The 11,769-nt window shown below is 72.4% G+C and carries 13 protein-coding genes; all 13 read right to left on the bottom strand.

Annotated features, from left to right (window positions below):
• A partial coding sequence (radC, locus tag VGW35_14080) for a DNA repair protein RadC (GenBank protein HEV8308786.1) occupies positions 1-688 on the bottom strand: 688 nt, incomplete at its 3' end.
• Between the two features lie 161 nt (positions 689-849).
• The gene (gene tsaE / locus VGW35_14075) at positions 850-1,326 is read right to left on the bottom strand and encodes a tRNA (adenosine(37)-N6)-threonylcarbamoyltransferase complex ATPase subunit type 1 TsaE (protein ID HEV8308785.1); all 477 of its coding nucleotides are present in this window, start codon (positions 1,324-1,326) and stop codon (positions 850-852) included.
• A gap of 11 nt (positions 1,327-1,337) precedes the next feature.
• On the bottom strand, positions 1,338-2,909 hold the full coding sequence (locus tag VGW35_14070) for an NAD(P)H-hydrate dehydratase (GenBank protein ID HEV8308784.1): 1,572 nt from the start codon (positions 2,907-2,909) through the stop codon (positions 1,338-1,340).
• Entirely contained in the window at positions 2,906-3,304 is a 399-nt protein-coding gene (locus VGW35_14065) for a holo-ACP synthase (protein HEV8308783.1), read from the bottom strand. Before VGW35_14065 ends, VGW35_14070 begins: the two co-directional genes overlap by 4 nt.
• A gap of 42 nt (positions 3,305-3,346) precedes the next feature.
• A complete protein-coding gene (locus VGW35_14060; GenBank protein HEV8308782.1) occupies positions 3,347-3,736 on the bottom strand; it encodes a hypothetical protein in 390 nt (129 codons plus the stop codon).
• A 55-nt stretch (positions 3,737-3,791) separates the two neighbouring features.
• Positions 3,792-4,511 (bottom strand): hypothetical protein, encoded by a 720-nt coding sequence (locus VGW35_14055; protein ID HEV8308781.1) that lies wholly within the window; start codon positions 4,509-4,511, stop codon positions 3,792-3,794.
• On the bottom strand, positions 4,508-5,869 hold the full coding sequence (gene glmM, locus VGW35_14050; GenBank protein ID HEV8308780.1) for a phosphoglucosamine mutase: 1,362 nt from the start codon (positions 5,867-5,869) through the stop codon (positions 4,508-4,510). Before glmM ends, VGW35_14055 begins: the two co-directional genes overlap by 4 nt.
• Positions 5,870-6,029: 160 nt before the next feature.
• Positions 6,030-6,413: a CdaR family protein gene (locus tag VGW35_14045; protein ID HEV8308779.1), complete on the bottom strand. Its 384-nt coding sequence runs from the start codon at positions 6,411-6,413 to the stop codon at positions 6,030-6,032.
• Positions 6,410-7,255: a diadenylate cyclase CdaA gene (cdaA, locus tag VGW35_14040; protein HEV8308778.1), complete on the bottom strand. Its 846-nt coding sequence runs from the start codon at positions 7,253-7,255 to the stop codon at positions 6,410-6,412. Before cdaA ends, VGW35_14045 begins: the two co-directional genes overlap by 4 nt.
• Before the next feature lie 15 nt (positions 7,256-7,270).
• Positions 7,271-8,137, bottom strand: a complete 867-nt coding sequence (folP, locus tag VGW35_14035; GenBank protein ID HEV8308777.1) for a dihydropteroate synthase — start codon at positions 8,135-8,137, stop codon at positions 7,271-7,273.
• Positions 8,138-8,238: 101 nt separating this feature from the next.
• Positions 8,239-10,062: an ATP-dependent zinc metalloprotease FtsH gene (ftsH, locus tag VGW35_14030; GenBank protein HEV8308776.1), complete on the bottom strand. Its 1,824-nt coding sequence runs from the start codon at positions 10,060-10,062 to the stop codon at positions 8,239-8,241.
• A 384-nt stretch (positions 10,063-10,446) separates the two neighbouring features.
• A complete protein-coding gene (hpt, locus tag VGW35_14025; GenBank protein ID HEV8308775.1) occupies positions 10,447-11,004 on the bottom strand; it encodes a hypoxanthine phosphoribosyltransferase in 558 nt (185 codons plus the stop codon).
• An 18-nt stretch (positions 11,005-11,022) separates the two neighbouring features.
• On the bottom strand, positions 11,023-11,766 hold the full coding sequence (locus VGW35_14020) for an SPOR domain-containing protein (GenBank protein ID HEV8308774.1): 744 nt from the start codon (positions 11,764-11,766) through the stop codon (positions 11,023-11,025).
• Between the last annotated feature and the right edge of the window lie 3 nt (positions 11,767-11,769).

Genomic DNA, 11,769 nt, shown 5'->3' with positions numbered 1-11,769 from the left:
ACATGAGCCCGCGCTGCGCGAAGCTCACGTGCCGCCCCTGTCCCACGATCACGTGATCGTGCACGGTGAGGCCCAGGAGCCGGCCCCCTTCGACGAGCTGGCGCGTGAGGTGGATGTCCTCCTTGGACGGGGTCGGGTCCCCGGACGGGTGGTTGTGCACCAGGATGAGATGGGCGGCGGCCTCGAGGATCGCCGTGCGGAAGACCTCTCGCGGGTGGACGATCGCCGCCGAGAGGCTCCCCTCGGACACCTGGACGTCGCGAAGCAAGCCGTTCTGGCTGTCGAGAAGCGCCACGCGGAAGATCTCCTTCTTCTTCGACTCGAGGCCCGGCCCGAAATAGCCCGCGACTTCCTCCGGGGTCGACAGGCGGATCCGCCCTCCGTTCGGTCGGGCGCGGAGCCGCCGCGCCAGCTCCACGGCCGCGCCCACCCGGACGGCCTTCGCGATCCCCAGAGCTCCGACCCAGGCGAGCTCCTGGACGTCCCGGCTGGCGAGCTCCCCGAGCGAGCCGAACGTCGCGAGCAGGGTCTGCGCCTGGTCCACGGCCGTCTGTCCCGGCACGCCGGAGCCGAAGAGCAGGGCGAGGCACTCGGCATCACTGAGCGCCTCGGCGCCCTTGGTGAGGAAGCGCTCGCGCGGTCGGTCCTCGGCGGGCCACTCGCGAATGGTCGGTCGCTCGATGCTCATGCCCAACGACCGAGCAAGGAGAATGCCACGGATCGCGCCGCCTCTCGCCTCCCCGACGTCGCGATCGGCGCGGATCGGCGACGCCGGCGGGCGGCCGCGCTCCCCGAACGGCGTATCCCGGCCGAGACGCGGTGACGCGGAACCGGAACAGCCGGCTCGTCTCAGGCGCCCGAGTCACCGCCGCCGGGCGGCAGGCCCTGGAGCTCGATGGTCCGCGGCTCGTCGCCGACGCCCTCGATGCGGACCCGGATGGATCGCGGCGGGAGGAGAGGTTCGGCCTTCTCGGCCCACTCGATCACGGTCACGCCCTCGCCGTCGAGCAGCTCCTCGAGGCCGAGCGCGCGAATCTCCTCGAGGCTCTCGGTCCGGTAGAGGTCGACGTGATGGAGCGGGAGGCGGCCCGCGTACTCGGCCACCAGGACGAAGGTGGGGCTCGTCACGACGCTGGCCACCCCGAGGCCGGCGGCGACGCCCTGGATGAAGCAGGTCTTCCCTGCTCCCAGGTCCCCCGAGAGGGCGATGACGTCACCCGGCCGCGCCATCCGGCCGAGGCGCGCGCCCAGCTCGCGCGTGCCCTCGGCGCTCGCGCTCGGGAACCGCGCGGATGGCCCGGCGCCCGCGGCGGGTCGAGGCTCCACGCGGCTCCGACTCAGGCGTCCCCCGGGGTCCGGAGCCGCCGCAGCGCCGCCGGCAGCGCATCCGCGACGTCGCCCGCGATCAGGCCCGCGTCTCCCCTCATCTCTGCCGCCAGGTCGCCGGCGAGACCGTGGAGGTAGACGGCCGCGCGGAGCGCCGCCTCGGGAGCGAGGCCCTGGGCGAGCAGCCCACCGGTCACGCCCGTGAGCACGTCGCCGGTGCCCCCACTCGCCATCCCGGGGTTGCCGGTGGGGTTCAGCGACACCTCGCCCTGAGGGCCCGCCACGACCGTGTGGGCCCCCTTGAGGGCCACCCAGGCCCCGCTCTCGTCGACGAGGGCCTGGGCGCTCGCGACGCGGTCGGCCTGCACCTCGGCGATGGTCGCGCCGAGAAGCCGCGCCGCCTCGCCCGGGTGCGGTGTGAGAAGCCGCGGCCCGCGGGCGTCGCGGATGCGCGGGAGGTGTCCCACGAGCGCCGTGAGCGCGTCGGCGTCCACCACCATCGGCCGCTCCGCGGTCAGAATCAGCTCCCGCAGCATCCCCTGCGTCTCCGCCTCGAGTCCGGCCCCGGGCCCGACGGCCACCGCGTCCATGCGGCCCGCCAGATCGAGGAGCCGGTCGAGCGCCTTCGCGGACAGGCTCTGGGCCGCGCTCTCGGGGAGAGGCTCGGTCATCGCCTCGGCGAGGCGGGCCGCCACTACCGGCTGCTGCGTCGCCGGGAGCGCCGCCGTCACGAGACCCGTGCCGGCCCGCAGCGCGCCGAGACAGGCGAGAACGGCGGCCCCGGTCTTCCCGACCGAGCCGGCCACGACGAGGAGGTGCCCGTAGCGGCCCTTGTGCGCGTCGGGGGGCCGGGCCGGGAGCACGGCTCCGACATCGGCCGCCTCGACCAGGCCGATCCGCAGCCCTTCCTCGAGCCACGCCCGGGGCACCCCGAGGTCGACCAGCTCGACCCGGCCCGCCTGGGCGGCGCCGGGAGGGAGGTAAAGCCCGAGCTTCGGCAGGCCGAACGTCACCGTGCAGCGGGCGCGCACCACCGGCCCCGCCAGCCGCCCGGTATCCGCATCGAGGCCCGAGGGCAGGTCGAGCGCGCACACCGGGCGCTCGGCCTCGTTGACGGCCGCGATCGCCTCGGCGACGAGGCCGGTCGCCGGGCCGGTGACGCCGGTGCCCAGCAGCGCGTCGACGACGAGCTCGGCCTCCCGCAGGCCTCGGCGGAGCGCCTCGAGGCCCGCCGGTCCCGCGGGTTCGGCCATCTCGACCAGCGGAAGGCCGCCGCGGGAGATCGCCGCCAGATTCGTGGCGGCATCGCCCCGGATGTCGGGCGCCCGCGCGACCAGCCAGACCTCGACCCTGGCCCCGCGTCCGGCCAGGTGGCGTGCGGCGACGAAGCCATCCCCGCCGTTGTTCCCTTTGCCGCAGACCACGGCGATGCGGCGGCCCCGCGCCGGCCCGAAGACGCGCTCGATCACGTCCGCCGCGCCCCGGCCGGCATTCTCCATCAGGAGGAGGCTCGGTACCCCGTACTGCTCGCTGGCGCGGCGGTCGGCGCGCCGCATCGCCTCGGCGGTGGCCAGGCGGATCACGGCCGCATCTCGCCTGGAGGCCCCTCGGCGACCACGTGGGCCATCGCGTACTCTCCGTCGTGAGTGAGCGACACGTGGAGCACACGCACGCCGCGCGCCATCCCCAGGGCCTCGGTCTGGCCGGACAGGGCCAGCGTCGGGCGCGCGCCCCGGCTGCGCCGGACTTCCATCTCGCGCCACCTGACCCCCATGCTGAGGCCCGTCCCGAGCGCCTTGAGCGTCGCCTCCTTCGCAGCGAACCGTGCCGCCAGGTGCTCGGCCGGATCGCGCCGCCGCCGCGCGTAGGCGAGCTCGTCGGGGGTGAACACGCGCTCGAGGAACCGGTCCTGCCAGCGGGCGATCGCCCGGCGGATCCGCGCGATCTGGACGAGATCGACGCCCACCCCCACGATCATCGGAAGACGCCCCGACCGCTCATCGCCCCCTCCGCGCCGGGCTCAGCCCGGTCCCTCGCGCAACCGCCCGATGATCCACCGGACGGCGGGCTCGGTGTCCGCGATCGGCACCCACTCGCCGTTCCGCAGCCCTTTCACCTCGACTTCGACCGTGACGCGCGTGATTCGCTCGGCGAACGGCTCGACGCGCAGCGTGACCCGCTCGAGGACGCGGCTGTAGCCCGCCTCGCCGTCCCGGGCGGCTCGGGTGAGCCATCCGGTCACGAGCAGCCCGTCGCCGGCGCGCTCGATGGGATAGCCCTCCACCGCCCGGACGGCCGCATCCCAGACCCGGCGGTAGGGGAGGTCGGCCACGACGACCCGCATCGGTTCGGCCTCCCCCACGCCGAGCACCGAGAGCGCCAGGAGCACCCCGAGCGACCAGCGCCTCACCGGAGTCCCGTCGCGTCGCCGGGGCTGGGCGCGCCCGGTGCCGGCCCCGGGCTCCTCATCGCCGGATCGGATCCACGATGGTCACTACCCGGCGCCCCGTCCGTCGTTCCAGCGTCTGACGTCGCTCCTCCGATCCCAGGAACGTCCCCGGCGGCAACGAGTAGAGGTTCCGGATCATGTTCGCCACCGGCCCCGTGATCACGCCGCTGCCGCCGTCGTCGTCCATCAAGCCGCCGTCGTCGGTGTGGTCGAGAAACCCGATCGCGTGTCCCGTCTCGTGGACGACGGTACGGACACACTGCGGCCCTCGGAAGACGTCCTGGACGACCTGGATGTCGACCGACTTGATCTCCCCGTTGGTGTCGTACACGACAGTCGTCAGCCCGCAGACGTCGTTGCCGCCCCCGAAGCGGAAGCGGATGTCCGATCCCGAGGCGCTACCGACGAAGGCGAACGTCACCCGGCCCCCGGAGGCGCGGGCCCACTCCGTGACCTCGTCCTCCCGGGCGATGTTGTTCGCGAAGACCCGGACCGGCAGCCGCGGCCAGCGCACCGTATGGCCGTCGTTGAACCGGGCATTGTGCTGGATGAGGAACCGGGTGGCGTCATCGGGGTTCCCGCTGACGTCGTCCTTCTTCTTGCCGCAGGCGAGCAGCGCGAGCGGGAGCAGGAGCCAGGCCAGGGTCCGCCAGCCCGCTCTCCCCCGCCCGCTCACGCGGGTCCCTTGGAACGGGCCGCGGTGATCGAATCCGGCGCTGGACGCGGGGCGGCTCATGCCGGTCTCCCGATCTCGGCCCGAATCGCCGCCGCGATCTCCTGCGCCACACTGTCGATGGTCGGCTGGTCGTCGCCCTCGACCATCACCCGCGCCAGGGCCTCGGTGCCGGAGTAGCGGAGGAGGATCCGCGCCCGCCCCTCGAGCTTCCGCTCCCAGCGCTCCAGGGCCCCCTGGACGGCCGGGAGCTCCTCGAGGGGAGGCTTGCTCCGGACGGCCACGTTCACGAGAACCTGCGGAAACTTGGTGAGGCCGGCGGCGAGCTCTCCGAGTCGCCGGCCGCTCTGGCGAAGGATGCACACGAGCTGGAGCGCCGAGAGGAGCCCATCGCCGGTGGGCGCGTGGTCGAGGAAGATGATGTGTCCCGACTGCTCGCCCCCGAGATTCGCACTCCGGCGATGCATCTCCTCCAGCACGTAGCGATCACCCACCGCGGTCCGAACCATCCCGACCCCGAGCGCCTGAAGCGCCCGCTCGAGCCCCAGGTTGGCCATGACGGTCGACACCACGACGCCGCCACGCAAGGCGCCCCGGGCCTGGAGGCTCTCCGCGAAGATCGCGAGGAGGTAGTCCCCGTCGCGGACCGTGCCGCTCTCGTCCACCGTGATGAGCCGGTCGCCGTCGCCGTCGAAGGCCAGACCGAGGGCATGGCCGAGGCCCCGCACGCGCGCCTGCAGCCGCTCCGGGTGCAGTGCGCCCGAGCCCTCGTTGATGTTGGTCCCGCTGGGCCGCGTCCCGAGAGACACGACCTCGGCGCCCAGGGTCCGGAAGAGCCGAGGGCCGACGCGATAGGTCGCCCCGTGGGCGCAGTCCAGGACCAGCCGAACCCCCGAGAGGTCGAGGGACGGCGGTACCGTCGCGCGGAGCGTGTCGAGGTATCGCCGCTCGGCCTGCTCCACGGGGCGCAGCCGTCCGATGCCGGTGCCGGTCGGTCGGGGGCCGTCATCGGGAGCCTCGAGCCGCGCCTCGATCTCGTCCTCCCAGGCGTCGGGCAGCTTGCCGCCCTCACCCGAGAAGATCTTGATCCCGTTGTCGGCGAACGGGTTGTGCGAGGCCGACAGGACGACGCCGCCGCTGGCTCCGAGCAGCCGGGTGAGCGTCGCGATCGCCGGCGTCGGAAGAATCCCGGTGATCCGGGCGTCCACGCCCGCCGAGAGCACGCCCGCCACGAAGGCCTGCTCGAGGAGCGGCCCCGACAGCCGCGTGTCGCGGCCGATCAGGAGGGCCGGGCGCGACCGCCCGCTTCGCTCCGCGAGGGACGCCGCGGCGACCCGCCCCAGGCGGAAGGCGAACTCGGGCGTGAGGGGCTCCTCGTTCGCGACGCCCCGCACCCCATCGGTCCCGAAAAGGCGTCCCACCTAGGTCATTTCGGGGGAGGCTCGGAAGACCCCCCGATGCCCCCCCGGCCGTGGCGGCGGCGAAGCCGCCGCTCGGAGCACTCCTCGATACACCACGCGCTCGATGGTCGGCGCCGGGTGACTCCGACACATACCTAGCCCACCTCGGGCGCGCCGCCCATCACTTCTCCTCCAGGGCGACGGCGACCCGGGACGGCGTCACCCGCACGACCTGGACGCCGCGGGGCACCACCACGTCCTGCGGGAGGACGCGGGCCAGGACCTCCCCCGGTCGCGCGTCCCGCAGGCTCACCTCCGCCCGGATGTCCCGGTCCTGGACGTGTCCCAACACGCTCCGCAGCCCCTGGACCCGAACATCCACGGTCTTCGCCCCCACCGCGGTCACCTCGAGCCCGGGCGGCACGCCGGTCATCACGAGAGGGACCGTGTAGACGGCCTCGCCCTTGTCCTCGAAGACGACGAACACCCAGAGGGTGACCGCAAAGAAGAGGGCGAGGAGCTTGAGCTGCCAGTTGGCGGTCAGGCGCGCGACCAGCGGCATCATGCCTTGCCGCGGACGGTCAGGCGCCGGACCTCGGCCAGGAGCGAACCGCGCTGGGGCGCCCGCCGCGTGCCGGTGCCGAGAAGCTCGGTCAGCCGTCGGGTGAGCTCGGCCGCGTCCAGTCCCGGCTCCATCCGGCCCTCGACCGCCAGCGAGATCCCGCCGGTCTCCTCCGAGACGACGACCACCACGGCATCGGTCTCCTCGGAGAGACCGAGGGCGGCCCGGTGGCGCGTCCCGAGCGCCCGCGCCAGCTGCAGGTTCCGCGACAGCGGGAGGAAGCAGCCGGCCGCCGAGATCCGGCCGCCCTGAATGAAGACGGCCCCATCGTGCAGCGGCGAGCCCGGCAGGAACAGGCTTCCCAGCAGCTCGGCCGAGACCCTGGCGTCGACCGGCACGCCGAGCTCGGCGTAGTTGCGGAGTCCCCCCGTCCGCTCCAGGACGATGAGCGCGCCGACCCGCTTCGCGGCCAGCGACTCGGCGGCGCGGATCACTTCTTCCACGACGTGCCGCCGCTCGGGCGCGGCCTCGCCGAAGACCCGCTCGAGCAGCCGGCTCCGGCCGGCCTGAGCCAGCGCGCGGCGGAGCTCGGGCTGGAAGAGGACCATCAACGCCAGCACCCAGAAGGCCCAGAAGTTGTCCATGATGAACCCGATGCTGTAGAGCTCGGCCTCCCGGGCCACGAACCGCGCCCCCATCAACAGCGCGAGCCCGGCGAGCATCTGGACCGCGAGCGTCCCCTTGAAGGTGAGGAAGATCCGGTAGAGGACGAACGCCACGATCGTGATGTCGATGAGATCACGGACCCGGAACGCGTGGATGAGGTCCCACATGCCGGCGCTCATGGATGTCGCCTCACGCTACGCGGACGGCGCATCGCGGATCGCCTCGGCCACCCGGATGGCCCGCCGGGCCACCGCCACGTCGTGCACCCGCAGGATGTGGGCGCCCGACTCGACCGCCACCACGCAGGCGGCCAGCGTTCCCTCCAGCCGCTCGGCGGGGGGCGCGCCGAGGATGACGCCGATGAAGCTCTTACGCGACGGCCCCACCAGCACCGGCTTGCCGAGCGGGGCGAGCGCGTCGAGCCGCTTGAGGAGAGTCAGGTTCTGGGTGACGGTCTTGCCGAATCCGATCCCGGGATCGACGCAGATAGCGGCCGGCGGGACGCCTGCCGCCTCGGCCTCGGCGACGGCCGCGCCGAGCCGCGCCCGCACCTCGCCGAGGAGATCCTCGTAATGCGGCGCCTCCTGCATGGTGGCCGGGGTCCCCCGCATGTGGTTGAGGCACAGGGCGGCCCCGAATCGCGCGCACACCCGCGCCAGCGCGGGGCCGGCGGCCAGCCCGGTGACGTCGTTGACCATGTGCGCCCCGAGGGCGAGGGCGGCCTCGGCCACCTCGGGCTTGCAGGTATCGACCGACACCAGACACGGCGGCTCCTTGAGCAACCGCTCGAGTACCGGGAGCAGGCGATCCTGCTCCTCGGCTGCCGAAACCAGCCGGGCACCCGGGCGCGTCGACTCGGCCCCCACGTCCACGAGATCCGCCCCCTCGGCGGCCAGGCGTCGGGCGTGCTGGTTGGCCGCTTCGGGATCGATGAAACGCCCGCCGTCGGCAAAGGAGTCGGGCGTCACGTTCACGATGCCCATCAGCAAGGTGCGGCGGCTGGTCTCGTCCCACGTGAACACGTGACCTCGGACCTGCAGCCTCACCGGTCGCTGTGCCATGACATCCGTCCTGGGGGCGGGTACCCATGGCCCTGACCGGCGAGCGCCCGGCTTGGCCGGGAGGGCCGTCGGAGAGGGGCGTCGCCCCCCTCCGAACGCGATCAGGCCGGAACCTCTTCCAGGGCTCCGGTCGGGGTACCCGCGAGGATCCGCGCGATCTCCTCGCTGTCGAGTGACTCGTGCTCGAGGAGGGCCTGGGCCAGGCCATGGAGCTTGGCGGCCTTCTCCTCGAGGAGCTGGCGGGCCCGGCTCGCGCAGTCCAGCACGATCCGCGTGACCTCGGCGTCGATCAGGACCGCGGTTTCCTCGCTGTAGTCCTGCTGGCGGGCGAATTCGCGACCCAGGAAGATGTGCTCCTCCCGCTTCCCGAACGTGAGCGGGCCGAGCTTCTCGGACATCCCCCACTCGCACACCATCTTGCGGGCCATCTCGGTGGCCTTCTCGAGGTCGTCGCCGGCGCCGGTCGTCTGCTGGTTCAGGACCATCTCCTCGGCCGCCCGGCCACCGAGCAGGATCGTGATCCGGTTGATGAGATACTCCCGGGAGTAGTTGTACTTGTCGTCGGTCGGGAGCTGCTGGGTCAGCCCGAGCGCGCGGCCCCGCGGGATGATGGTGACCTTGTGCACCGGATCGGCACCCGGCAGGGTCTGGGCGACCAGGGCGTGGCCCGCCTCGTGATAGGCGATGGTGCGTTTCTCCTCGTCGCTGATGATCATGCTGCGCCGCTCGACGCCCATCAGGACCTTGTCCTTGGCATTCTCGAAGTCGATCATCTCGACGAACTTCTTCGCCTGGCGCGCCGCCAGCAGGGCGGCCTCGTTCACCAGGTTGGCGAGATCGGCGCCCGAGAATCCCGGCGTCCCCCGGGCCAGCACCTTCAGCTCCACTCCGGGGGCGAGCGGAATGCGGCGGGCGTGGACCCGGAGGATCTCCTCGCGACCCTTGACGTCGGGCCGGGCGACCACGACCTGGCGGTCGAAGCGGCCCGGGCGGAGGAGCGCCGGGTCCAGGACATCGGGCCGGTTGGTGGCCGCGATCAGGATGACGCCCTCGTTCGTCTCGAAGCCGTCCATCTCGACCAGGAGCTGGTTGAGGGTCTGCTCCCGCTCGTCGTGGCCGCCCCCGAGCCCGGCGCCCCGATGCCGACCGACGGCGTCGATCTCGTCCATGAAGATGATGCAGGGCGCGTGCTTCTTGCCCTGCTCGAACAGGTCACGAACCCTCGACGCCCCCACCCCGACGAACATCTCCACGAAATCGGAGCCCGAGATCGAGAAGAAGGGGACGTTGGCCTCTCCCGCGATCGCCTTGGCCAGCAGCGTCTTCCCGGTGCCGGGGGGACCGACCAGGAGCACGCCCTTCGGGATCTTCCCCCCGAGCTTCTGGAACTTCTGGGGATCCTTGAGGAACTCGATGATCTCGCGGAGCTCCTCCTTGGCCTCGTCGACCCCGGCCACATCGGCAAAGGTGATCTTGTTGTGCTTCTCCGAGATCAGGCGGGCCCGCGCCTTCCCGAAGGAGAGCGCCTTCGCTCCGCCTCCCTGCATCTGGCGCATGAAGAAGATCCACACGCCGATGAACAAGACCATCGGGAACCACGAGATGAGGAGCGACATGTACCAGGGGTTCTGGTCCGGCGGCTTGACGGCGATCCGGACCCCGCGATCCCGCATGAGCTTGATGAGATCCGGCGACTCGACGATGTAGGTCCGGAACTCCCCGCCGTCCTTGAGGCGCCCCGTCACCAGGTTCCCGCGGATCGTCACCGACTCGACCCGGCCGGACTCGATGTTCTTCAGGAAGTCGGAATAGTTCGGTGGCTCCAGCCCACCCTTCTCCGTCAGGCCGCTGAAGACGTTGAACAGCAGCACGACGACGAGCCCGATCACCATCCACAGGGCGAGATTCTTGTAGAAGGGATTCATTCCGGAACGGCCACCCTCCTTCCGCCCGTCACGAGGCCGACCTTTGGCAGATCGCGCGCGCACATACGAAGCGCACGGCCAGTATAGCACACGGCCGATGGCCGCATCACCCGTGGCCAGCCTGTCGGAACAGGACATCGACCCCGCTGCCGAGCGCATTCCCGGGCGAGCGTGGAGGCGCGATTCCCCGGAGGGACGGTCCGGGAGGGGGCCGTCGGAGACCCCTCCCGCCATCCTTCGGAGCGTGTCGGAGTAATCCGGCAGCTCGCCCCGAGCGGGCGAAGCGTCGAGCAGCGCTCCGAGCGGCGGCTGTGCCGCCGCGCCCACCCACCCAACCCGAGAGGGGGGGCATCGGGGGGGTCTTCCGAGACCCCCCCGAAACAGCTAGGCCGAGCGGGCTCCGGTGAGATCCAGGGCCGCCAGGTAGGGCAAGTTGCGGTAGAGCCCGGCATGGTCCAGCCCGTAGCCCACCACGAACTCGTTGGGGATCGTGAACCCGACGTAGTCCAGGTCGACCGACACCTCGCGCCGCTCGACCTTGTCGAGCAGCGTACAGACGCGGAGGCTCTTGGGGTGGCGGGTCTCCAGGTTCCGCCGGAGGTAGGCGATCGTCCGGCCGGTGTCGATGATGTCCTCCACGAGGACCACCTCGCGGTCCTCGATCGACACCGACAGATCGGCCGTGATCTTCACGATCCCCGACGTCCGGGAGGCGGTCCCGTAGGACGAGACCCCGATGAAGTCGCAGCGCACGAGCACGTCCATCGCCCGCATGAGGTCGGCCAGGAACACGGCCGCGCCCGTGAGGACACCGATCAGGATCGGCTCCCGATCGGCGTAGTCCTGGCTGAGCTGCCGGCCCAGCTCGCGGACGCGCGCGGCCAGCTCGTCCGCGTCGATCAGGACCCGCTTCAACCCGGGCGGTGGGGGAACGGCGCGCACGACAGGGAAGCCGCCGCTCTAGCGGGAACGCGTGGTCACGAACGGGTTCAGGCTCCGCTCGGCCCGGAGCTCGGAGGCTACCCGCTCGGCCTCCGCCCGCGTCGGATACCCGCCGACGCGCACGCGATGGCGCACGCGCCCCTCGTCGGTCGCCACCGACACGAGGTAGGCGTCGAAGCCCTGGGCAACCAGCCGGCTCTTGAGCTCTTCGGCGAGGCCCCGGCTGCGAAACGAGCTCACCTGCACCGTCCAGAGCTGAGGTTCCGGCGCGAGGGCCGCGGCCGAGGCGCTCGGCCGTGCCGTCGGTGCCGCGACCGGGGGCGGCCCGCGTCGCGCGGGGGGCTGAGCGGGCGGGCGCCCTTCGTCCCTCGGGGGCGAAGCGGCCGCCGACGCCGCCGGCGCCGGGGCCTCGCGTGGCACGATGCGCTCCTCCACCTTTGGTGGCTGGACGGCCGGCAGGTCGGGCGTCGGGGCGGTCAGCGTCTGGTAGAAGGTGAGGCGCTCGTCGGAGCCGGTTCGCTCCTTCTTCGGCGGCGCCGCCGGCCGCGCCTGGCCGGCGACCGGCGTCGTGGGCGTCACCGGCGTCGCAGCGCCGACCCCCCGTCTTCCCGGCGCCGACGTGGCCGTGAGCTCGCGTCCCACCAGCACCCCGAGGGCGAAGGTCAGGGCGCAGATCACCGCGAAGCCGCCGCCGAGCACCACGAGCTGCCGGGTGCCGATCCGGAACTCGTGCCGGGCTTCCCGCATCCGGCGCTCGTTCACCAC

The sequence above is a fragment of the Candidatus Methylomirabilota bacterium genome, assembly GCA_036005065.1.
Taxonomy (GTDB): Bacteria; Methylomirabilota; Methylomirabilia; order Rokubacteriales; family DASRDR01; genus DASYQW01.
Note: the sequence above shows the minus strand (reverse complement) of the source record. Positions and strands in the feature narration are given on the sequence as shown.

Coding starts and splice junctions, on each gene's coding strand:
- VGW35_14065 (HEV8308783.1), bottom strand. CDS start 3,304: ATGATCGTGGGGGTGGGCGTCGATCTCGTCCAGATCGCGCGGATCCGC.
- VGW35_14055 (HEV8308781.1), bottom strand. CDS start 4,511: ATGAGCCGCCCCGCGTCCAGCGCCGGATTCGATCACCGCGGCCCGTTC.
- VGW35_14045 (HEV8308779.1), bottom strand. CDS start 6,413: ATGATGCCGCTGGTCGCGCGCCTGACCGCCAACTGGCAGCTCAAGCTC.
- cdaA (HEV8308778.1), bottom strand. CDS start 7,255: ATGAGCGCCGGCATGTGGGACCTCATCCACGCGTTCCGGGTCCGTGAT.
- folP (HEV8308777.1), bottom strand. CDS start 8,137: ATGGCACAGCGACCGGTGAGGCTGCAGGTCCGAGGTCACGTGTTCACG.
- ftsH (HEV8308776.1), bottom strand. CDS start 10,062: ATGAATCCCTTCTACAAGAATCTCGCCCTGTGGATGGTGATCGGGCTC.